The following is a 19,643-nucleotide window of genomic DNA, read 5'->3' on the forward strand; positions in this document are numbered from 1 at the left end:
TTTGCGCCGGCCTGGCTGAAGCGCCGTTTCGACGCCCGGCTGGCGCACTACGAGATGCGCGAAACCCATGGCGAGCGCGAGTACTGGGACGTCCCCATCGTCAGCGGCTGCTTCATGCTGCTGCGGGGCGAGACCTTCCGCCGGCTGGGCGGCTTCGACCCGCGCTTCTTCCTGTATTTCGAGGATTTCGACCTGAGCCTGCGCGCGGCGGGCCTGGGCCGCATCGCCCATGTGCCGTCGATGCGCATTGCCCACCATGGCGGGCATTCGGCACGCAAAGGCTGGAAACATCGCGCGATGTTCGTGCGCTCCGGCCTGCAGTTCTTCAACAAGCACGGCTGGAAACTGTGGTGACGACGCGGGGCCGCGTATTGGTGACCGGCGGCACGGGTTTCGTCGGCGCAGCCCTCCTCGCACGGCTGCGGCAGGACGGCCGCGACGCCCTGGGCATTGCCCGCTGCGGCCTGCCGCCCGCCGGCTGCACCGGCGGCCCGGCGCTGGAGGACCCCGCCGCCGACTGGTCCATGCTGCTGCGGGGCTGCGACACCCTCGTCCATACGGCGGCACGTGTGCATGTGATGCGCGACGCCGCGGCCGACCCGCTGGCCGCTGCCCTGCTGGCCGAATATCGCGCGGTCAATGTCGACGGCACGCTGCGCCTGGCAGGCCAGGCCGCGGCGGCGGGCGTGCGCCGCTTCGTGTTCCTGAGCTCGATCAAGGTGAATGGCGAAAGCACCGCACCGGGACGGCCATTCACCGCCGACGACGCACCCGCCCCGCAGGACGCCTACGCCCTGTCCAAGGCAGAGGCCGAAACCGCCCTGCTGCAGCTGGCGGAACGCACGGGCATGGAAGCCGTCATCATCCGCCCGCCGCTGGTGTATGGCCCCGGCGTCAAGGCGAACTTCCTCGGCATGATGCGCTGGCTCCAGCGCGGCCTGCCGCTGCCCCTGGGCGCGGTGAGCGGCAACCGCCGCTCGCTGGTGGCGCTGGACAACCTCGTCGATCTGATCGCATGCAGCATCGACCACCCGGCCGCGGCCAATCGCATACTGCTGGTGCGCGACGGCGAAGACCTTTCGACCGCCGGCCTGCTGCGCCGCGCCGCCGCCGCACTGCAGGTGGATGCCCGCCTGGTCCCAGTGCCGCCATGGGCGCTGGCGGCCGGCGCGGCCCTGCTCGGCAAGCGCCCGCTCATGGCGCGGCTGTGCGGCAGCCTCCAGGTGGATGACTCGGCAAGCCGCCGCTTGCTCGGCTGGCAGCCACCGATCGGCGTCGACGAAGGCCTGCGCCGCACGGCGGCCGGACTGCGGCAATGACGGAAATCCTGGAGCACGCCTGGCTGCTGGCCGCGATCGCACTCGCGGCCGGGCTGATGACGGGTGGCCTGCGCCGCTATGCGCTGGCGCGCAGCCTGCTGGACCTGCCCAACGCCCGCAGTTCGCACGCGGTGCCGACGCCACGCGGCGGCGGGGTGGCCATCGTGCTGGGCTTTCTGGCGGCAACGGCCTGGCTGGCCGCCCACGGCGCCCTGCCGTGGACGTGGGCGTGGGCGCTGCTGGGCGCGGGCACGGCCGTCGCGCTGGTGGGCTTTCTCGACGACCATGGGCACGTCCCCGCACGCTGGCGCCTGCTGGCGCATTTCTGCGCGGCCGCATGGGTACTCGCCTGGCTGGGCGGTGCGCCGCCGCTCGCCCTTTCCGGCGCCGCACCGGGCTGGATCGGCAACGGCCTCGCGGCGATCTATCTGGCATGGATGCTGAATCTGTACAACTTCATGGACGGCATCGACGGCATCGCCGCCGTGGAGGCGATCTGCGCGGGCCTCGGCGGCGGCGCGCTCTACCTGCTGGCCGGCCAGCCGGCGCTCGCGCTGCTGCCGCTCGCACTGGCCGCCGCCGCGGCAGGTTTCCTGTACTGGAACTTCCCGCCAGCGCGCATCTTCATGGGCGATGCGGGCAGCGGCTTCGTCGGCGTGGCGCTCGGTGCGATGTCCTTGCAGGCGGGCTGGGTCTCGCCCGAATTGTTCTGGGGCTGGCTGATTCTGCTCGGCGTCTTCGTGGTGGACGCCACCTTCACCCTGCTGCGCCGCCTGCTGCGGGGGGAACGTGTCCACGAAGCACACCGGCGCCATGCCTACCAGTTCGCCGCGCGGCACTTCGGCAGCCACCGGCCGGTGACACTGGCCGTCGCCGCGCTGAACCTCGGCTGGCTGCTGCCGCTGGCCTTGTGGGTCGGCAGCGGCGGACTGGACGGCATCACCGGCGTGGCGATCGCCTGGCTGCCCCTGCTCGCGCTGGCCATCCGCTTCCGGGCCGGCGGAACCGAAGCCGAATGACCGTGGTGGCACGGCGCAGCGCGCCACGGGCACGCTGAGATCGCAAATTGTTGTTGCGGGACAACATCCGCGCGAACCAAGGGACTAGAATCGCCTCCGCACGGTATTCAGCGCAGCTGACCGGCATGCGACATTCGCCGAACAATGTGATCAATAACATCTCCGTCCGCTCCGCTTTCGTCTTCGCATTCGATCTGCTCGCCGCAGCGCTGGCCTGGGGCGGAGGCTTGCTGCTGCATTTCGACTTCGAGCCGCCAGCCGCTTATGCATCCAAGATGCTGGCGACCGGCGCCGCGCTGCTGCTGGTGCACGGTATCGCCTGCAGCCTGGCGGGGCTGTATCGCGGCATCTGGGTGTTCGCCAGCCTGCCCGACCTGAAGCGGGTGCTGAAGGCGGTCATTGCCTCCGCTGCCGCGCTGGTGGCGCTGATGGCGCTGGATCACGGCGAACCGCCGCTGCCGCGCTCCATGCTGGTGCTGTACCCGATGCTGCTGCTGCTGATCATGGGCGGCAGCCGCGCCGCCGGGCGCATGTGGAAGGAATACCGCACGTATGGCGACCTGATGGCGGCGGGCAAGCCCGTGGTCATCATCGGCGCGGGCACCGGCGGCGCGATGCTGGTGCGCGAACTCGAGCGCAGCCCGGACTGGCGAGTCGTGGCACTCGTCGACGACGACCCGGCGAAGTGGAAGCGCGATCTCCGGGGCCGTCCGATTGCCGGCAGCGTCGACATGCTGCCCCAGGTGCTGAAGGAGCACAAAGCCCAGCACGTCATCCTGGCCATGCCCTCGGCCGCAAGCGGAACGCTGAAGCACGCCACCGACATCGCCATCCGCGCCGGAGCCCAGGTATTCACATTGCCGGGGCTGGACGACCTGATGAGCGGCAAGGTGGCCATCAATGCCATGCGACCGGTCAATATCGAGGATCTGCTCGGGCGCGAACCGGTGCAGATCGACTCCCTGCACGTGCAGGCGATGGTCACCGGGAAAACCGTGCTGATCACCGGCGCGGGCGGCTCCATCGGCAGCGAGCTCTGCCGCCAGCTCGCCCGCTTTTCTCCCACCCGCCTGGTGCTGGTCGAGAACTGCGAGTACGCGCTGTACAACATCGAGCAATGGTTCGGCGATCACCAGGGGGCGATCGAGATCGTCCCGCTCGCGGGCGACATCAGGGATGCCGCCCGCATGGACGAGATCTTCTCCAGCTGGAAGCCGCAGCTCGTTTTCCACGCCGCCGCCTACAAGCACGTCCCGCTGATGGAAGTCGGCAATGCCTGGCAGGCAGTGCTCAACAACGTCCTCGGCACGGTGCTGGTCGCCGCCTGTGCACGCCGCCATCGCGCCGAGCGCTTCGTCCTCATTTCCACCGACAAGGCGGTCAACCCGACCAATGTCATGGGCGCGACCAAGCGCCTGGCCGAAATGGTCTGCGAGGCCCTGCAATGCTCGGAGGACGGCACGACCCAGATGGAAATGGTGCGGTTCGGCAATGTGCTGGGCAGCACCGGCAGCGTGATTCCCCGTTTCGCCGAGCAGATCGCGCGCGGCGGGCCGGTGACGGTGACGCACCCCGAGATCAAACGCTATTTCATGTCGATTCCCGAGGCGGCGCAGCTCGTGCTCCAGGCCGCATCGATGGGCCAGGGCGGCGAGATCTTCGTGCTCGACATGGGCGAGCCGGTGAAGATCGTCGATCTGGCACACAACATGATCCGCCTGTCGGGCTATACCGAAGACGATATCCGCATCGAATTCACCGGCTTGCGCCAGGGCGAGAAGCTGTACGAAGAATTGCTCACCGACGCCGAAGCGACGCGCGAAACCCCTCACTCCAGGCTGCGCATCGCGCGTTCACGCCCCGTGCCCGCGAATTTCCTGGCCGAACTGGAGCAATGGCTGTCGCAGCCAGGGCCGGTTTCCGACGACGCGGTCCGTGACGGTCTGAGACGATGGGTGCCGGAATACGAACCAGCACGGCACTGACGAGTGCTTTCCGTGGCGGATAACCCCTCCGCGCATTTGGTCTTATCATTACCCAAGACTCAGCCCCCGACGGAGGCCAGTATGAGCAGCGTTCCCGCATACCGCACCAAGATCGGCATCGAAGACTATCTCGACGGCGAAACCCGCAGCGACATCAAGCACGAATACCTGGACGGCGAAGTCGTCGCCATGGGTGGAGCGAGTGCGAAACACGGTCTGGTCGTGACCGGACTCGGGCTCGCCATCGGCCCCCACGCGCGCCGCAAAGGCTGCCAGCTTTTCATGGCCGACATGAAAGTGCGCGTCGAGCATTCGGGCCAGACCTATTTCTACTACCCCGACCTGCTGCTGGCCTGCGATCCGCAGGACCGCGACCCCTACTACCGCCGCCGCCCCTGCCTGATCGTCGAAGTACTGTCGCCCAGCACCGAGCGCATCGACCACCGCGAGAAGCTGTTCGCCTACCAGGCCGCGCCATCGCTGCGCGAATACCTGCTGGTCGACCCCGAGAAACGCAGCGTGGAGGTGTACCGCTTCGGCGATCCTGTGCGCCATGAGACCTTCACCGAAGGCAGCATCCGGCTGGACTGCCTGGACGCGGAAATCACCCTGGACGAAATCTACATGGATGCGGAGGCCTTGTAAGGGCTGGCACCTCATGCCAGCTCAAGCTCGACATCCTCATACAGGCCTTCCAGCGCCAGTTCCACGCCGACGCTTTCCAGCCGGATGACACCGCCCGGCCCCGCCGGGTGCAGCACCCACAGGCCATCCTCGTTCTTGCGAAACAGGTCCGCATGCTTGCGGTCCTGCTCGATCAGAAGGTATTCCCGCAGCGTCTCGATCTGCTGGTAAAGCTCGAACTTGCGGCCGCGGTCGAAGGCGGCGGTGGAGCCGGACAGCACTTCGACGACCAGGCTGGGGTATTGCTTGGCGAGGCTGGCGTCGGGCTGGCGGTCGCGCGGATCGCAGGTGACGAAGACGTCGGGGTAGAACACCGCATCCGCACGGTCGATGCGCAGCTTCATGCCCGAGATGAAGGCGCGGCATGACTTGCCGACAAGGGCGGTCCGGAGTTCGGCAAAAACATTGCCAAGAATCGTGTAGTGCGCATCCGTTCCACCGGACATGGCGAACGTTTCGCCTGCCAGATACTCATGGCGTTCGGGTTGTTCGTCTTCCCACGCCATGTAGGCTTCGATGCCGAATTCGGGCTTGGTCTCGGGCAAGGGCATGTGGGGACTCCAGCGAATAGCATAAACCTCGAAATCAAACCTCGTAAACTTCGGAATCAAGCGCCGTGAAATCCGGAATCGAACCCCGTAAATCCCGGAATCAGCCGCCGTCGCGGATGCGTTCGATCAGCCCCGTCGTCGAATGCCCTTCGACGAAGCCCAGCACCTTGACCTCGCCGCCCGCGCGGCGCACGCAGTCGCCGCCAGCGATCTGGTCGGGCGTGTAGTCGCCGCCCTTGACCAGCAGGTCGGGCAGCACGGCGCAGATCAGGCGTTCGGGCGTGTCTTCGGCGAACGGCACCACCCAGTCGACGCAACCCAGCGCGGCGAGCATGCGCAGGCGGTGCGCCAGCGGGTTGACCGGCCGGCCGTCGCCCTTGAGACGGCGCACCGAGTCGTCGTCGTTGACGGCGACGATCAGCCGCTGGCCGAGCGCGCGGGCCTGTTCCAGGTATTCGATGTGGCCGGGGTGCAGGATGTCGAAGCAGCCGTTGGTCATCACCACGCGCTCGCCGGCCTGGCGCGCGGCACGGACGGTAGCGATGGCCTGGGCCTCGGCCAGCACGCCGTCCGCCGAGGCCTTGGCCGTATCCGGCGCGGCAAGATGGGCATCGACATGGGCGCACCACATGTGGCCGATCATGATGTGGCATTCCTGGATGTGCGCCGTCTCGGCGACGCCGATGACGACCGCCAGGTCCGCCAGCCCGCGCAGCTTGCCGCCGTCGCGGCCGAGCAGGCCGATGACTTCGACGCCGCGCCGGCGCGCCGCTTCGACTGCGGCGATGACGTTGGGGCTGTTGCCGCTGGTGGAAATGCCGACCAGCACGTCGCCCGGCTGGCCCAGCGCATCGACCTGGCGCGCGAAGACGTCGTCGAAGCCGTAGTCGTTGCCGACCGCGGTGAGGATGGAGGTGTCGGTGGTGAGCGCGATGCCGGGCAGCGCGCGGCGTTCGGCGACGAAGCGGCCGACCAGTTCGGCAGCGATGTGCTGGGCATCGGCGGCGCTGCCGCCGTTGCCGCAGAACAGGATCTTGTTGCCGCGGTTGAGCGCCGCGCTGATGCGCCGCGCACCGGCTTCGACCACCGGTTCGATGGCGCGCAGGGCCTCGATGGCGGCCAGGTGCTTGTCGATGTATTGGCTGAAGAAGCTCATGGGGAGGTCTCGCGGTTCGGTCCCGGCGCGGAGCCGGAGAAAGCATTCTGGATGCCGGCGATGCTAGCACGCGGCTTTGCCGGGGACCGCTATCGGCACGATTGGCGCCGGCGATTTTGCAGGATGGATAGTCTGTAGGATGGGTAGGGCCGCAGGCGAAACCCATCGATGCCCAGGAAAAACAACACACCGTGGACGATGGGTTTCGCTACGCTCTACCCATCCTACCCGACTAAAACACCGCGTCCCCGTAGGAGCGGCTTCAGCCGCGATGGGGCTGAGATACAGCTTCCACGGCCGTGTTCGCGGCTGAAGCCGCTCCTACAGAAAGACAGGCGGTGCGGCGAAAAAACGGTGGCGTACTCAGTGCGCCTCGTCCCAGTTGTCGCCCGCACCGACTTCGACCAGCAGCGGCACTTTCAGCTCCGCGACGCCACCCATCAGCCTGGGCAGTTCGCTGCGGATGGCGTCGAGTTCGGCCTTGGGCACTTCCAGCACCAGTTCGTCGTGCACCTGCAGCACCAGCTTCGACTTCAGCCCGGACGCGGCCAGCCAGTCGCGGGTGGCGATCATCGCCTTCTTGATCAGGTCGGCGGCGGTGCCCTGCATCGGCGCGTTGATCGCCGCACGCTCGGCACCCTGGCGGCGGCCGGCCTGGGCGGCGCGGATGTCGGGCAGGTAGAGGCGGCGGCCGAAGACGGTTTCGACGTAGCCTTGCTCGTGCGCCTCGATGCGGGTGCGCTCCATGTAGTCGGCGACACCGGGGTAGCGGGCGAAGTAGCGGTCGATCCAGCCCTGGGCGGCGGCGCGTTCGATGCCGAGGTTCCTGGCCAGGCCGTGCGCGCTCATGCCGTAGATGAGGCCGAAGTTGATGACCTTGGCGTAGCGGCGCTGTTCGCTGCTGACTTCGTCCGGCGGCACGCCGAACACTTCGCCGGCGGTGGCGCGGTGCACGTCCTCGCCGCGGGCGAAGGCTTCGAGCAGGCGGGCGTCGCCCGACAGGTGGGCCATGATGCGCAGCTCGATCTGCGAGTAGTCGGCGGAGACGATCAGATGGTCCTTGGGCGCGATGAAGGCGGCGCGGATGCGGCGGCCCTCGGGCGTGCGGATCGGGATGTTCTGCAGGTTGGGCTCGGAGCTGGACAGCCGTCCGGTGACCGCGGTGGCCTGCGAGAAGCTGGTGTGCACCCGGCCGGTGGCGGGGTTGACCATGCGCGGCAGCTTGTCGGCGTAGGTGCTCTTGAGCTTGGACAGGCTGCGATGCTCGAGCAGCAGCTTGGGCAGCGGGTAGTCTTCGGCGAGCTTTTCCAGCACTTCTTCGTCGGTGGAGGGCTGGCCGGTGGCGGTCTTCTTGACCACCGGCAGGCCGAGCTTGCCGAACAGGATCTCGCCGAGCTGCTTGGGTGAACCGAGGTTGAAGGGCTGGCCGGCCAGTTCGTGCGCCTGCAGTTCGAGTTCGTGCAGGCGGCGACCGAGCTCTTCGGAGTGCTGGGCGAGCAGGAAGGGGTCGATCAGCACGCCGGTGCGCTCCATCTGCTGCAGCACCGACAGCACCGGCAGCTCGATGTCGCGGTAGAGCGCGGCGAGCCGGGGTTCGGCTTCGAGTTGCGGCCACAGGTGCTGGTGCAGGCGCAGCGTGACGTCGGCGTCCTCGGCGGCGTATTCGGTGGCGCGCTCGACCGCGACATCAAAGAAGCCGATCTGCTTGGCGCCCTTGCCGCAGACCTCGGCGTAGGGGATCGTCGTCAGGCCGAGATGGCGGCGGGCGAGCGAATCCATGTCGTGCGACTTGTCGCTTTCGAGCACGTAGGATTCGAGCAGGGTGTCGTGGGCGATGCCGCGCAGCGTGATGCCGTGGTTGGCGAGCACGTGGGCGTCGTATTTCAGGTTCTGGCCGAGCTTGGCGTGGGCGTCGGATTCCAGCCAGGGCCGCAGCTTGTCCAGCACCTCGGCCAGCGGCAACTGCTCGGGCGCTTCGGCGCCGCGGTGCGCCAGCGGCAGGTAGGCGGCTTCGCCCGCTTCGACGGCGAAGGAGATGCCGACCAGTTGCGCGGCCATCGGGTCGAGGCTGGTGGTTTCGGTGTCGAAGGCGGTCAGCTCAGAAGCGCTGATCCTGTCCAGCCAGGCATCGAAACTGTCCCAGTCGAGGATCGTGGCGTAGCTGCCGCGATGTGCGCCGGGTTCTGCCGGCTCCGCGCCCGTCCTGTCCCCCTCCGGGGCAAAGCGGCGCGCTTCGGTGGCGGCTTTCGACTCGGCGACGCTGGCGGCGCCGGCATCGAGATCCTTCAGCCACGAACGGAATTCGAAGCGCTCGTACAGCGCGCGCAGCGCCGCCTTGTCGTCGCCACGTGCGGGCAGTTCGTCGAGCGTCACCGGCAGTTCGACGTCGGTCGCCACCGTCACCAGCCTGCGGCCCAGCGGCAGGAAGTCCAGGTGCTTGCGCAGGTTCTCGCCGACCTTGCCGCCGATCTTGTCGGCGTTGGCGATGAGCTTGTCCAGGTCGCCATATTCGCCCAGCCATTTCAGCGCGGTCTTGGGGCCGCACTTTTCCACGCCGGGCACGTTGTCCACGGTGTCGCCGACCAGGGTCAGATAGTCGACGATGCGCTCGGGCGGCACGCCGAACTTGGCTTCGACGCCAGCCGCATCCAGCACTTCCTCGCTCATGGTATTCACCCACTGCACGCCGGGGCGCACGAGCTGGGTCAGATCCTTGTCGCCGGTGGAGATCACCACTTCCCAGCCGCGCTCCAGCGCCTGGCGGGTCAGCGTGCCGATGACGTCGTCGGCCTCGACGCCCTCGACCGACAGCAGCGGCCAGCCTTCGGCCACCACCGCCTCGTGCAGCGGCTCGATCTGCGCGCGCAGGTCGTCGGGCATCGACGGGCGGTGGGCCTTGTACTCGGGATACCAGTCGTCGCGGAAGGTCTTGCCCTTGGCGTCGAACACGCAGGCACGAAATTCCGCCTTGTAGTCGCTTTCCAGCCGACGTAGCATCGACAGCACCCCCCGTATCGCCCCCGTCGGCTCGCCCTGCGAATTGCGCAGATCGGGCAGCGCATGGAAGGCGCGATAGAGATAGCTTGAGCCATCGACGAGCAGCAGGGTAGGCATTTCTGGAAATCCTCGGGAACGGGGTCCGGCCTGGTCCGGCCGATGAACATACATGAGAACAACAACATGACCGCGAAAGACAAACTCCCCCGCAGCCCCCAGGCCCATAGCGCTCCGGACGGCGGCACGCCGCGCTACAACGCGCGCGAGTCCTGGCGGATCTTCGGAATTATGGCAGAGTTCGTCGAGGCGACCGACCGCCTGGCCGCAATCCGCCCGGCGGTATCGATCTTCGGCAGCGCACGCATACCGCCCGATCACATGTACTACATCCTGACCGAGCAGATCGCGCGCCTGCTGTCGGATTCGGGCTTCACCGTGATCTCCGGCGGCGGGCCGGGCATCATGGAAGCGGCCAACAAGGGCGCCTTCTTCGGCAAGAGCCCGTCGGTGGGCCTGAACATCCAGCTGCCGCTGGAACAGAGCGCCAACCCCTACCAGGACATCTCGCAGACCTTCCGCCACTTCTTCGCGCGCAAGTTCATGTTCGTGAAATTCGCCGCCGCCTACGTGGTGATGCCGGGCGGCTTCGGCACGCTGGACGAGTTGCTCGAGGCGATGACGCTGATCCAGACCAAGAAGAGCCAGAAGATTCCGATCATCCTGGTGCACGGCCCGTTCTGGCAGGGCCTGCTCGACTGGTTCCGCAACCGCCTCGTCGCCGACGGCATGATCAACCCCGAAGACCTCGACCTGGTGCAGGTCATCGATACGCCCGAAGAGGTCGTCGAGGCCATTTTCAAGCATTACGAACGGCGCGGCTTCCAGCCGGTGCCGGCCGAGCACGACATGATGCTGAACCTGTAGCCTCGGCAGCAGGCTTCGGCCCAAACAGCTAGAATCAAGGCATCTTCTGGAGAACACCATGCGCCGCACCCTGATCGCCCTGCTGCTCGCCGCCGCCATGCCGGCCTACGCCCAGCAGCCGCCCGGCCTCGAGCCGATTCCCGAACCGCCGCCGATGCCGATGGAGGGGGAGATCGACGAGCCGGAAGTCACCATCATCCAGCGCGGCGAGGACACCGTCGCCGAATACCGCATCCGCGGCCGGCTCTACATGGTCAAGGTGACGCCGCCGCACGGCGTGCCCTACTACCTGATCGACAAGGAAGGCAACGGCAAGATGGTGCGCGAGGACGCCCTGCCCGACCTGGCGGTGCCGATGTGGGTGATCAAGTCCTGGTAAGCATGCCCGCACGCCTGCACAGCTTCGCGCCGGCCGTGCGCGCCGACGCGCGGGTGCTGGTGCTCGGCAGCATGCCGGGCCGGGCCTCGCTCGACGCCGCGCAGTACTATGCTCATCCGCGCAATGCCTTCTGGCCGATCATGGGCGCGCTGTTCGGCGCCGGGCCGGAGCTGCCCTACGCCGAGCGGCTGGCAAGGCTGAACATGGCCGGCGTGGCGCTGTGGGACGTGATCGCCGCCTGTGAGCGCAGCGGCAGCCTCGACAGCGCCATCACCCCTGGCAGCATCGAGCCGAACGACTTCGCCGGCCTGTTCCGGAGCTGTCCGCGGATCCGGCACGTTTTCTTCAACGGCACCACCGCCGAAACGGCTTTCCGCCGCCACGTGCGGAGCCGTGTCGCACTGCCGCCCGATCTGGCCTTCACCCGCCTGCCGTCGACCAGCCCGGCGCATGCCGCGCGTGGCTTCGACGCCAAGCTGGCCGCCTGGCAGGCCGTGCGCGCGGCCTCCGCCGCTGCCAACCCTGCCGCCGCGCAGGCGGCCTGAACCGCCACGTACACCAGCCCCCACTCCCGGAGCCCGCATGTCCGTCTTCACGCACGTTCCCGAATCCACGCTCGCCGAATGGCTGAAAGGCTATGCCGTCGGCCGGCTGGTGGAGCTGAAAGGCATTTCGGCCGGCGTGCAGAACAGCAACTTCTTCGTCACCACCACGCTCGGCCGCTACGTGCTGACGCTGTTCGAGGATCTGTCGCGCGCCGAGCTGCCCTACTACCTGCACCTGATGGCGCACCTGTCGCGCCACGGCCTGCCCGTGCCCGGGCCGATCGCCGACCGCGACAACGAATACCTCGGCACCCTGCAGGACCGGCCCGCCGCGCTGGTGGTGCGGCTGTCGGGTTCGTCCGAGATGAACCCTGGCCTCGCCCACTGCGAAAAGATCGGTGCCATGCTCGCCGGCCTGCATCTGGCCGGCCAGTCCTACGGCCGCCGCCAGGAGAACCCCCGCGGCGCCGCCTGGCGGGCGGACACCGCGCAGTTGGTGCGCCCCTTCCTGCCGGCCGGCGAGCAGGCGCTGCTCGATGCCGAAACGGCCTTCCAGGCCACCGTAGATGCCAGCGCCCTGCCCCAGGGCGCGATCCACGCCGACCTGTTCCGCGACAACGTGCTGTGGGACAGGGACGAGGACGGCACGCCGCACGTCGGCGGCTTGATCGACTTCTACTTCGCCGGCTACGACGCGCTGCTGTTCGACGTCGCGGTGACGGTCAACGACTGGTGCAGCCAGCCCGACGGCCAGCTCGACCCTGCCCGCACCCAGGCCCTGCTCGACGCCTACCATGCCGAGCGGCCGTTCACCGCCGAAGAGCGCGCCGCCTGGCCGGCGATGCTGCGCGCCGCGGCGCTGCGCTTCTGGCTGTCGCGTGCGGCCGACTTCCACCGCCCGCGCAGCGGCGAGATGGTGTCGGTCAAGAACCCCGACGAATATCGCGACATCCTGCGCCTGCGCGCCGCAGGCGTGCCGCCGCTGCCGCTATGACGAAGCAAGGACATATCCCCCCCGCTCCCGCCCCCGGCGACGTCGCCCCGGGCCATGCCCTGCAATGGCTGGCCGACGGCTGGCGGCTGTTCATGAAGTCTCCGGTGGTGTGGGCGATCCAGGCCTTCATCGTGTTCGTGATCCTCGCCGCGCTGGGCATGCTGCCCATCCTCGGCTGGGCGGCAGCGCCGATCGCGCTGCCGGTGCTGCTGGCGGGCATGCTGTCCGGCGCCCAGGCGCTCGACCGCGGCGAGGCGCTGCGCATCGACCACCTGTTCGACGGCATCCGCCAACACGCCGGCAACCTGCTGCTGGTCGGCACCTTCCACCTGCTGGGCGCGCTGCTGGCGGCGCTGGTGGCCATGGCGATCAGCGGCAGCGCGATGCTGACCGGCATGATCGTCGGCAGCGTGCCCGGCGCGGGCATGGCGGCCGGCGGCGTGATGGTCGGCGCCCTGGTGTTCACCGCGCTGTGGGTGCTGCTGCTGATGGCTCTGTGGTTCGCCCCCGCGCTGGTGATGCTGCACGGCGTCGCCCCGCTCGAGGCGATGATGCTGTCCGCCCGCGCCTGCTTCCACAACCTGCTGGCCTTCATCGTGCTCGCCGCGCTGCTGTACGTGCTGGCCTGGGTGGCGCTGATCCCGGCCGGACTGGGCATGCTGGCGCTGTTGCCGGTGACGGCCGGTGCGCTGTACGCCGCCTGGCGCGAAACCTTCGCCCCGCAGCTGCCTGCGCTGCCGGCGCCGGCCCAGCGGTCCGCCGGCGAGGACACCACCCGCGGAGGCGCTCCCGCCCCCGGCCCCGATTCCGACTGAAGATCCAACGATGCAAGCAAATACCCTTCGTTCCGCGCATGGCTGGAACTGGCTGCGCGAAGGCCTGCAGCTCTGGCGCAAGAACCCCGCGCTGCTCAGTTTCGCCGCCTTCGGCTACCTGCTGGCGCTGCTGGTCGTCAGCATCTTCCCCTTCGTCGGCCAGATCGCCGCCTCGCTGATCATGCCGGCGCTGTCGGTGGGCGTGCTCAACGCCTGCCGGGCGATCGACGCCGGCAGGAAGATCGGGCCGGACGTGCTGTTTTCCGGCTTTCGCAGCAACCTGCCGTCGCTGCTGGCCATCGGCGGCCTGTACCTGGCGGGCTCGGTACTGATCCTGCTGGTGGTGTCGATGGTCGATGACGGCACGCTGGCGGCGATCATGCGCGGCGACGGCGACCTCGACGAAGCCGCGCTGTCGAACTCCAACCTCGGCACCACGCTGCTGGTGGGGACGCTGCTGTCCACACCGCTGATGATGGCCTACTGGTTCGCGCCGATGCTGGCTTCGTGGTGGAAGCTGCCCGCCGCCAAGGCGATGTTCTTCAGCTTCTACGCCTGCCTGCGCAACTGGCGCCCCTTCCTTGCCTACGCGATCGGCGTGCTGCTGTTCGGCGCCCTGCTGCCTGGCCTGGTCATCGGCATCCTGGGCCTGGTTTCGCCCACGGTCGCCACACTGGCTTCCTTCCCGCTGCCGCTGATCCTGGTGCCGGTGCTGTTCGCCAGCTTCTACATCAATACCCGGGACGTGTTCGGCCTGCCCGGCGATCCCCGCCAATGAGCGCTGCAACGGACACCGCACGGGCAGACGCGCCGCTCGGCCTGCTCGGCGGCACTTTCGACCCGATCCACTTCGCCCACCTTCGCCTGGCCGAAGAAGCACGCGAGGCACTGGGCCTGCACGGCGTGCGCCTGATCCCCGCCGGCCAGCCGCCGCACCGCGGCGAACCCGGCAGCACGGCCCAGGACCGCCTGGCGATGGCGCGCCTGGCCACAGCCGGCAACGACGGCCTCGAAGTCGACGACGGCGAAGTGCTCGCCCCGCAGAAGAGCTACACCGTGCCGACGCTCGAGCGCCTGCGGGCCGAGCTCGGCCCGCAGCGTCCGCTGGTGCTGATCCTCGGCGCCGACGCTTTCGAAGGCCTGCCCCAGTGGCACCGCTGGCAGGAGCTGTTCTCGCTGGCCCACGTCGCCGTCGCCAACCGGCCCGGCCATGCACCCCACGCCCGCCGCTGGCCGGGGACACTGCCGTCCGCACGGCTGCCGGCCTTCGCTGCGCTGTGCGAAGGCCGCCACGTCTCCGACCCGGCCGAGCTGCGCGCAGCCCCCGCCGGACGCATCATTCCCTTCGACATGACGCCGCTGGCGATTTCGGCCACACTGATCCGCGACCTGATCGGCCACGGCCACAGCGCGCGCTATTTGCTGCCCGATTCCGTTCTCGACTATATTGGGGCGAATGGGCTCTACACCCGCAACCTGACTGGACACGCTTCCTCTTGATGGACATTTCCGCCCTGCAGCACATCGTCGTTTCCGCCCTCGAAGACATCAAGGCACGCGACATCGAAGTCATCGATACTTCGCACAACACCCCGCTGTTCGACCGCATCGTCGTCGCCAGCGCCGACTCCAGCCGCCAGACCCGCGCCCTGGCCCGCAACGTGCATGACAAGGTGCGCGAAGCCGGCGCCGACGTCCTCAGCATCGAAGGCGAGGACAGCGGCGAATGGGTGCTGGTGGACCTGGGCAGTATCGTGGTCCATGTCATGCAGCCCGCGATCCGCGCCCACTACCGCCTGGAAGAGCTGTGGAACACCGCACCCGCCTCGCGCAAGCCCGCACAGGCCGCGGCAGGAAAGTGAATGAAGCTCTTCGTCGTCGCCGTCGGCCATCGCATGCCCGCCTGGGTCGAGGCCGGCTTCGACGAGTTCGCCCGGCGCATGCCGCGCGAACTGCCGCTGCAACTGATCGAGGTCAAAGCCGAACCGCGCACCAGCGGCAAGACCGTGGACGCGATGATGGCGGCCGAAGCCGCGCGCATCGAAGCCGCGCTGCCGCCACGCTGCCGCCGCGTCATCCTCGACGAGCGCGGCGCCGACCTGGGCACGCAGGCGCTGTCGCGCCGGCTGGAAGCCTGGCAGGGCGAAGGCCAGGACGTGGCATTGATCGTCGGCGGCCCGGACGGACTGGCACCGGCCCTGAAGGCCGCCGCGCAGGAGGCCATCCGCCTTTCCAGCCTGACCTTGCCGCATGCCCTGGTGCGCCCGCTGCTGGCCGAGGCGCTGTACCGCGCCTGGACGGTGCTGCGCAACCACCCCTATCACCGCGAATGAGCCGTCTTCCCATCCACCGATGAACCCACGCATCTACCTCGCCTCGAAAAGCCCCCGCCGACGCGATCTGCTGCGGCAGATCGGCGTGCAGTTCGACGTGCTGACCTTCCGCGGCGGCGAACGCGGCGAGGATCCCGACGTCGACGAGACGGCCGTCTCCGGGGAGGGCGTCGAACGCTACGTCGAACGACTGGCACTGACCAAGGCCCAGGCTGGCGTACGCCGCATCCAGTGGCGCAAGCTGCTGCGCCATCCCGTACTGGCAGCCGACACCGCGCTGGAACTGAACGGCGACATCATCGGCAAGCCGACCGGCACGGCCGACGCCCATGCGATCCTGCGCCGCCTGTCCGGCCGCCGCCATCGGGTGCTGACGGCGCTGGCGATCAGCGACGGCGAGCGCACGCGCAGCAAGCTGTCGATCAGCACGGTGAAGTTCCGCGAACTGTCCGATCTCGAGATTCGCCACTACATCGCCACCGGCGAGCCGATGGACAAGGCCGGCGCCTACGGCATCCAGGGCAAGGCGGCGGTCTTCATCGAGGAAATCCACGGCAGCTACTCGGGCATCATGGGGCTGCCGCTGTTCGAAACCGCGCAACTGCTGGAGACCTTCGGCTATCCTCTGTATTAACCGCGCCAGATGAGCAATGCGCAAGGGCGGCCCGCGAGGAAACGGGCCGCCCTTGCGCATTTCCCATTGACGCAGGCTTTCATGAGCACGGAGTTCCTCATCAACTTCACCCCGCAGGAAACGCGGGTGGCAATCATCGAACAGGGCGTGGTGCAGGAGCTGCACATCGAGCGCACCGCCAGCCGGGGCATCGTCGGCAATGTCTATCTGGGCAAGGTCGTGCGGGTGCTGCCCGGCATGCAGTCGGCCTTCATCGACATCGGCCTGGAGCGCACCGCCTTCCTGCACGTGGCGGACATCTGGAGCGAGCGCCAGAACGGCGAACCCGCGCGCCCGATCGAGCGCATCCTGGCCGAAGGCCAGAGCCTGATGGTGCAGGTGCTGAAGGACCCGATCGGCACCAAGGGCGCCCGGCTGTCGACGCAGATCAGCCTGGCCGGCCGCCTGCTGGTCTATCTGCCGCAGGAAAAGCACATCGGCATTTCCCAGCGCATCGAGGACGAAGCCGAGCGCGAAGCCCTGCGCGAGCGTCTGGGTGCGCTGGTGCCCGCCGACGAACCCGGCGGCTTCATCGTGCGCACGATGGCCGAATCGGCCTCGGACGCCGAGCTGGCCGCCGACATCGCCTACCTGCGCAAACTGTGGGGCGAGATCCGCAACAGCACCACCGGCCTGTTCCCGCCCAGGCTGCTGCACGAGGATCTCGGCCTCGGCCAGCGCGCGCTGCGCGACCTCGCCAACGACGACACCGCGCGCATCCGCGTCGACTCGCGGGAGAACTTCCAGAAGCTGATCGCCTTCGCCGAGGAATACACGCCCAAGGTGCTGCCGTTGCTCGAACACTATGCCGGCGAGCGGCCGCTGTTCGAGCTGTACAACGTCGAAGATGAAATCCAGAAGGCGCTCGCCCGCCGGGTGGATCTGAAGTCCGGCGGCTACCTGATCATCGACCAGACCGAGGCGATGACCACCGTCGACGTCAATACCGGCGGCTTCGTCGGTGCGCGCAACTTCGACGACACCATCTTCAAGACCAACCTCGAAGCCACCCAGGCCATCGCCCGCCAGCTGCGGCTGCGCAACCTGGGCGGCATCATCATCATCGACTTCATCGACATGGAGAACACCGAGCACCGCGAGATGGTGCTCGACGAGTTCCGCAAGGCGCTGTCGCGCGACCACACCAAGATGAGCATCAACGGCTTCACCGCGCTCGGCCTGGTGGAGATGACGCGCAAGCGCACGCGCGAATCCCTCGCCCACCTGCTGTGCGAACCCTGCCCGACCTGCGACGGCCGCGGCGAAGTCAAGACCGCCCGCACCGTGGCCTACGAGATCCTGCGCGAGCTGCTGCGCGAAGCCCGCCAGTTCAATGCACGGGAATTCCGCGTGCTCGCCGCGCCGCAGGTGATCGACCTGTTCCTGGACGAGGAAAGCCAGTCGCTGGCGATGCTGTCGGATTTCATCGGCAAGAAGGTGTCGCTGCACGCCGAAGCCAGCTATACGCAGGAACAGTACGACATCGTGCTGCTATGAGCTCGCCGCAGCCCATCCCGAACCCGGCCGAACCGCAGCCCGGCCGCTTCGGCAACGCTTTCGCACGCTACTTCGCCGCGACCCGCCCCGCCTTCCTGTCGGTGACGCTGGTGGCCTGCCTGATTGGCCTGGCCAGCGCCTGGCGCAGCGGTGCCGGCATCGACGCCACTACGGCCGTGCTCACGGTGCTGTTCGCCCTCGTCGCCCATGCCGGCGTCAATGTCACCAACGACTACCACGACGCGCTGAGCGGCGCGGACGCGGCCAACAGCGAACGCCTGTTCCCCTTCACCGGCGGCAGCCGCTTCATCCAGAACGGCGTGCTGAGCGCCCGCCAGACCGGCCGCTTCGGCCACGCCCTGCTGGCGGCGGTGATTCCGGCCGGGCTGTGGCTGACCTGGCAAACAGGGCCGGGCCTGCTGCTGATCGGCGCCGGCGGGCTGTTCGCCGGCTGGGCCTATTCGGCGCCACCGCTGAAGCTGATGAGCCGCGGCCTCGGCGAACTGGCGATCGCCGCCGGCTGGCTGCTGGTGGTGGTCGGCACCGACTACGTGCAGCGCGGCAGTTTCGACGTGCTGCCCGCCGCCGCCGGCCTGTCGTATGCGCTGCTGGTCGCCAACCTGCTGTTCATCAACCAGTTCCCCGACCGTACCGGTGATGCCGCAACGGGCAAGAACACCCTGGTGGTGAAGCTCGGCCCGCAGGCGGCGAAATGGGGCTATCTGCTGATTGCCATCGTCGCCTACGGCTGGCTGGTCGGCATGAGCAGCAACGGCACGCTGCCGCAGAAGACCGCCGCCGCCGCGATGACGCTGGTGCTGTCCTTCTCGGCCGGCCGCGAGTTGCTGCAGCACGCCGAAGACCCCGCCGAACTCGGCCCGGCGATCAAGCGCACCATTCTCGCGGCGAACCTGCACGGCCTGATTCTCGCCGGCGCGCTGGCTTTCGGCTGAGCTGCGACTGATGGCTTTGCCTCTGGTTCGGACAGGAAGACCGTATCCGTATGAGCGGCTTCAGCCGCGACACGATTCCGATATCCCTTACCGTGCTGTCCCCACTGCTGCTTTCGCGGCTGAAGCCGCTCCTACGGGGATGGGGGCGGGGGAGGGAGTGCCGACAGGGCGAGGCTGAATGCGGCAAGCATTATCGTGGCATCATCACCGCCATGACCAGCACTGTTCATGGACACCACCTGCGCATCGGCCGGTTTTCCGAGCCGGAGCGGGGCTATCTACTCACCACTGTCACTCAGGAACGGCGGCGTGTGTTCGACGATTTGCGTCTGGCCCGGCTTGCCATTGGCGAGTTGCGTGCCTGTGACGAAGCCGGTTTGTGCGCCACGCTTGCATTCGTGCTGATGCCGAACCACTTGCATTGGCTGGTGCAATTGAGACACACCAACCTCGCCGATCTGATGCGGCGTTTCAAATCGTGCAGCGCAGCGCGCGTCAATCGCGCCCGCAACATGCCAGGGGCCAGGCTCTGGCAGGCGGGCTTTCACGACCGAGCCATCCGCGACGGCGAGGACATCCGCGCCATCGCGCGCTACATCGTTGCCAATCCGATGCGCGCAGGGCTGGCAAGCACGGCACGCGATTACCCTCATTGGGATGCCACGTGGCTGTACTGTCTTGCCCCCGTAGGAGCGGGTCGTAGGAGCGGGTCGTAGGAGCGGGTCGTAGGAGCGGGTCGTAGGAGCGGGTCGTAGGAGCGGGTCGTAGGAGCGGGTCGTAGGAGCGGGTCGTAGGAGCGGGTCGTAGGAGCGGGTCGTA

General features: G+C 68.0%; 20 protein-coding genes and 1 pseudogene. 18 read left to right on the forward strand and 3 right to left on the reverse strand.

Annotated elements, in window-relative coordinates:
* The 5 genes and pseudogenes from TBU01S_RS06110 to TBU01S_RS06130 form a co-directional block, all read left to right on the forward strand.
* Window positions 1-354, forward strand: a pseudogene (locus tag TBU01S_RS06110) (hypothetical protein); the annotation flags it as partial.
* Window positions 351-1,319, forward strand: coding sequence for an NAD-dependent epimerase/dehydratase family protein (locus TBU01S_RS06115; RefSeq protein WP_068635757.1), 969 nt, complete (start codon window positions 351-353; stop codon window positions 1,317-1,319). The pseudogene TBU01S_RS06110 and the gene TBU01S_RS06115, both read left to right, overlap by 4 nt.
* Window positions 1,316-2,338: an MraY family glycosyltransferase gene (locus tag TBU01S_RS06120; RefSeq protein ID WP_068635758.1), complete on the forward strand. Its 1,023-nt coding sequence runs from the start codon at window positions 1,316-1,318 to the stop codon at window positions 2,336-2,338. The genes TBU01S_RS06115 and TBU01S_RS06120 overlap by 4 nt, the downstream gene beginning before the upstream one ends.
* Before the next feature lie 125 nt (window positions 2,339-2,463).
* Window positions 2,464-4,323, forward strand: coding sequence for a polysaccharide biosynthesis protein (locus TBU01S_RS06125; protein WP_083953494.1), 1,860 nt, complete (start codon window positions 2,464-2,466; stop codon window positions 4,321-4,323).
* An 81-nt stretch (window positions 4,324-4,404) separates the two neighbouring features.
* On the forward strand, window positions 4,405-4,968 hold the full coding sequence (locus tag TBU01S_RS06130) for a Uma2 family endonuclease (protein WP_068635759.1): 564 nt from the start codon (window positions 4,405-4,407) through the stop codon (window positions 4,966-4,968).
* 11 nt (window positions 4,969-4,979) lie between these two features.
* Here the strand turns inward: TBU01S_RS06130 and TBU01S_RS06135 are convergent, their stop codons facing one another.
* The 3 genes from TBU01S_RS06135 to polA all read right to left on the reverse strand — a co-directional run bounded on the left by TBU01S_RS06135 (window position 4,980) and on the right by polA (window position 9,828).
* Window positions 4,980-5,558: a Uma2 family endonuclease gene (locus tag TBU01S_RS06135; protein WP_068635760.1), complete on the reverse strand. Its 579-nt coding sequence runs from the start codon at window positions 5,556-5,558 to the stop codon at window positions 4,980-4,982.
* A gap of 100 nt (window positions 5,559-5,658) precedes the next feature.
* Window positions 5,659-6,714, reverse strand: coding sequence for a D-glycero-beta-D-manno-heptose 1-phosphate adenylyltransferase (gene rfaE2 / locus TBU01S_RS06140; RefSeq protein ID WP_068635761.1), 1,056 nt, complete (start codon window positions 6,712-6,714; stop codon window positions 5,659-5,661).
* Between the two features lie 363 nt (window positions 6,715-7,077).
* Window positions 7,078-9,828 (reverse strand): DNA polymerase I, encoded by a 2,751-nt coding sequence (gene polA / locus TBU01S_RS06145; protein WP_068635762.1) that lies wholly within the window; start codon window positions 9,826-9,828, stop codon window positions 7,078-7,080.
* A gap of 66 nt (window positions 9,829-9,894) precedes the next feature.
* Here polA and TBU01S_RS06150 point away from each other — a divergent pair, with 66 nt between their 5' ends.
* The 13 genes from TBU01S_RS06150 (at window position 9,895) to TBU01S_RS06210 (ending at window position 19,540) form a co-directional block, all read left to right on the forward strand.
* On the forward strand, window positions 9,895-10,635 hold the full coding sequence (locus TBU01S_RS06150; RefSeq protein ID WP_068635773.1) for an LOG family protein: 741 nt from the start codon (window positions 9,895-9,897) through the stop codon (window positions 10,633-10,635).
* 58 nt (window positions 10,636-10,693) lie between these two features.
* Complete coding sequence (locus TBU01S_RS06155; protein WP_068635763.1) at window positions 10,694-11,014, forward strand: DUF2782 domain-containing protein; 321 nt, start codon at window positions 10,694-10,696, stop codon at window positions 11,012-11,014.
* 2 nt (window positions 11,015-11,016) lie between these two features.
* Complete coding sequence (locus tag TBU01S_RS06160) at window positions 11,017-11,559, forward strand: DNA-deoxyinosine glycosylase (RefSeq protein WP_068635764.1); 543 nt, start codon at window positions 11,017-11,019, stop codon at window positions 11,557-11,559.
* Window positions 11,560-11,596: 37 nt separating this feature from the next.
* Entirely contained in the window at window positions 11,597-12,553 is a 957-nt protein-coding gene (locus TBU01S_RS06165) for a homoserine kinase (RefSeq protein WP_068635765.1), read from the forward strand.
* Window positions 12,550-13,368, forward strand: coding sequence for a BPSS1780 family membrane protein (locus tag TBU01S_RS06170; protein WP_245650860.1), 819 nt, complete (start codon window positions 12,550-12,552; stop codon window positions 13,366-13,368). The genes TBU01S_RS06165 and TBU01S_RS06170 overlap by 4 nt, the downstream gene beginning before the upstream one ends.
* Window positions 13,369-13,378: 10 nt before the next feature.
* Window positions 13,379-14,146, forward strand: coding sequence for a BPSS1780 family membrane protein (locus tag TBU01S_RS06175; RefSeq protein WP_068635766.1), 768 nt, complete (start codon window positions 13,379-13,381; stop codon window positions 14,144-14,146).
* On the forward strand, window positions 14,143-14,868 hold the full coding sequence (gene nadD, locus TBU01S_RS06180; protein ID WP_068635767.1) for a nicotinate-nucleotide adenylyltransferase: 726 nt from the start codon (window positions 14,143-14,145) through the stop codon (window positions 14,866-14,868). The genes TBU01S_RS06175 and nadD overlap by 4 nt, the downstream gene beginning before the upstream one ends.
* The gene (gene rsfS, locus TBU01S_RS06185; RefSeq protein ID WP_068635768.1) at window positions 14,868-15,230 is read left to right on the forward strand and encodes a ribosome silencing factor; all 363 of its coding nucleotides are present in this window, start codon (window positions 14,868-14,870) and stop codon (window positions 15,228-15,230) included. The genes nadD and rsfS overlap by 1 nt, the downstream gene beginning before the upstream one ends.
* Window positions 15,231-15,701 carry a 23S rRNA (pseudouridine(1915)-N(3))-methyltransferase RlmH gene (gene rlmH / locus TBU01S_RS06190; protein WP_068635769.1) on the forward strand — a complete coding sequence of 157 codons (471 nt, stop codon included), beginning with the start codon at window positions 15,231-15,233 and terminating at the stop codon, window positions 15,699-15,701.
* 19 nt (window positions 15,702-15,720) lie between these two features.
* Complete coding sequence (locus TBU01S_RS06195) at window positions 15,721-16,335, forward strand: Maf family protein (protein WP_068635770.1); 615 nt, start codon at window positions 15,721-15,723, stop codon at window positions 16,333-16,335.
* 81 nt (window positions 16,336-16,416) lie between these two features.
* Window positions 16,417-17,871: a ribonuclease G gene (rng, locus tag TBU01S_RS06200; RefSeq protein ID WP_068635775.1), complete on the forward strand. Its 1,455-nt coding sequence runs from the start codon at window positions 16,417-16,419 to the stop codon at window positions 17,869-17,871.
* Window positions 17,868-18,824 (forward strand): prenyltransferase, encoded by a 957-nt coding sequence (locus TBU01S_RS06205; protein WP_068635771.1) that lies wholly within the window; start codon window positions 17,868-17,870, stop codon window positions 18,822-18,824. Before rng ends, TBU01S_RS06205 begins: the two co-directional genes overlap by 4 nt.
* Window positions 18,825-18,874: 50 nt before the next feature.
* Window positions 18,875-19,540 carry an REP-associated tyrosine transposase gene (locus TBU01S_RS06210; RefSeq protein WP_245650861.1) on the forward strand — a complete coding sequence of 222 codons (666 nt, stop codon included), beginning with the start codon at window positions 18,875-18,877 and terminating at the stop codon, window positions 19,538-19,540.
* The last annotated feature ends 103 nt before the right edge of the window (window positions 19,541-19,643 follow it).

The organism is Thauera butanivorans NBRC 103042 (assembly GCF_001591165.1).
Lineage (GTDB): Bacteria > Pseudomonadota > Gammaproteobacteria > Burkholderiales > Rhodocyclaceae > Thauera > Thauera butanivorans.

What these genes read in the sequence shown, in the direction of transcription:
- TBU01S_RS06120 (WP_068635758.1), top strand. Translation starts at nt 1,316, where the DNA reads ATGACGGAAATCCTGGAGCACGCCTGGCTGCTGGCCGCGATCGCACTC.
- TBU01S_RS06125 (WP_083953494.1), top strand. Translation starts at nt 2,464, where the DNA reads ATGCGACATTCGCCGAACAATGTGATCAATAACATCTCCGTCCGCTCC.
- TBU01S_RS06130 (WP_068635759.1), top strand. Translation starts at nt 4,405, where the DNA reads ATGAGCAGCGTTCCCGCATACCGCACCAAGATCGGCATCGAAGACTAT.
- TBU01S_RS06135 (WP_068635760.1), bottom strand. Translation starts at nt 5,558, where the DNA reads ATGCCCTTGCCCGAGACCAAGCCCGAATTCGGCATCGAAGCCTACATG.
- rfaE2 (WP_068635761.1), bottom strand. Translation starts at nt 6,714, where the DNA reads ATGAGCTTCTTCAGCCAATACATCGACAAGCACCTGGCCGCCATCGAG.
- polA (WP_068635762.1), bottom strand. Translation starts at nt 9,828, where the DNA reads ATGCCTACCCTGCTGCTCGTCGATGGCTCAAGCTATCTCTATCGCGCC.
- TBU01S_RS06150 (WP_068635773.1), top strand. Translation starts at nt 9,895, where the DNA reads ATGACCGCGAAAGACAAACTCCCCCGCAGCCCCCAGGCCCATAGCGCT.
- TBU01S_RS06155 (WP_068635763.1), top strand. Translation starts at nt 10,694, where the DNA reads ATGCGCCGCACCCTGATCGCCCTGCTGCTCGCCGCCGCCATGCCGGCC.
- TBU01S_RS06160 (WP_068635764.1), top strand. Translation starts at nt 11,017, where the DNA reads ATGCCCGCACGCCTGCACAGCTTCGCGCCGGCCGTGCGCGCCGACGCG.
- TBU01S_RS06165 (WP_068635765.1), top strand. Translation starts at nt 11,597, where the DNA reads ATGTCCGTCTTCACGCACGTTCCCGAATCCACGCTCGCCGAATGGCTG.
- TBU01S_RS06170 (WP_245650860.1), top strand. Translation starts at nt 12,550, where the DNA reads ATGACGAAGCAAGGACATATCCCCCCCGCTCCCGCCCCCGGCGACGTC.
- TBU01S_RS06175 (WP_068635766.1), top strand. Translation starts at nt 13,379, where the DNA reads ATGCAAGCAAATACCCTTCGTTCCGCGCATGGCTGGAACTGGCTGCGC.
- nadD (WP_068635767.1), top strand. Translation starts at nt 14,143, where the DNA reads ATGAGCGCTGCAACGGACACCGCACGGGCAGACGCGCCGCTCGGCCTG.
- rsfS (WP_068635768.1), top strand. Translation starts at nt 14,868, where the DNA reads ATGGACATTTCCGCCCTGCAGCACATCGTCGTTTCCGCCCTCGAAGAC.
- rlmH (WP_068635769.1), top strand. Translation starts at nt 15,231, where the DNA reads ATGAAGCTCTTCGTCGTCGCCGTCGGCCATCGCATGCCCGCCTGGGTC.
- TBU01S_RS06195 (WP_068635770.1), top strand. Translation starts at nt 15,721, where the DNA reads ATGAACCCACGCATCTACCTCGCCTCGAAAAGCCCCCGCCGACGCGAT.
- rng (WP_068635775.1), top strand. Translation starts at nt 16,417, where the DNA reads ATGAGCACGGAGTTCCTCATCAACTTCACCCCGCAGGAAACGCGGGTG.
- TBU01S_RS06205 (WP_068635771.1), top strand. Translation starts at nt 17,868, where the DNA reads ATGAGCTCGCCGCAGCCCATCCCGAACCCGGCCGAACCGCAGCCCGGC.
- TBU01S_RS06210 (WP_245650861.1), top strand. Translation starts at nt 18,875, where the DNA reads ATGAGCGGCTTCAGCCGCGACACGATTCCGATATCCCTTACCGTGCTG.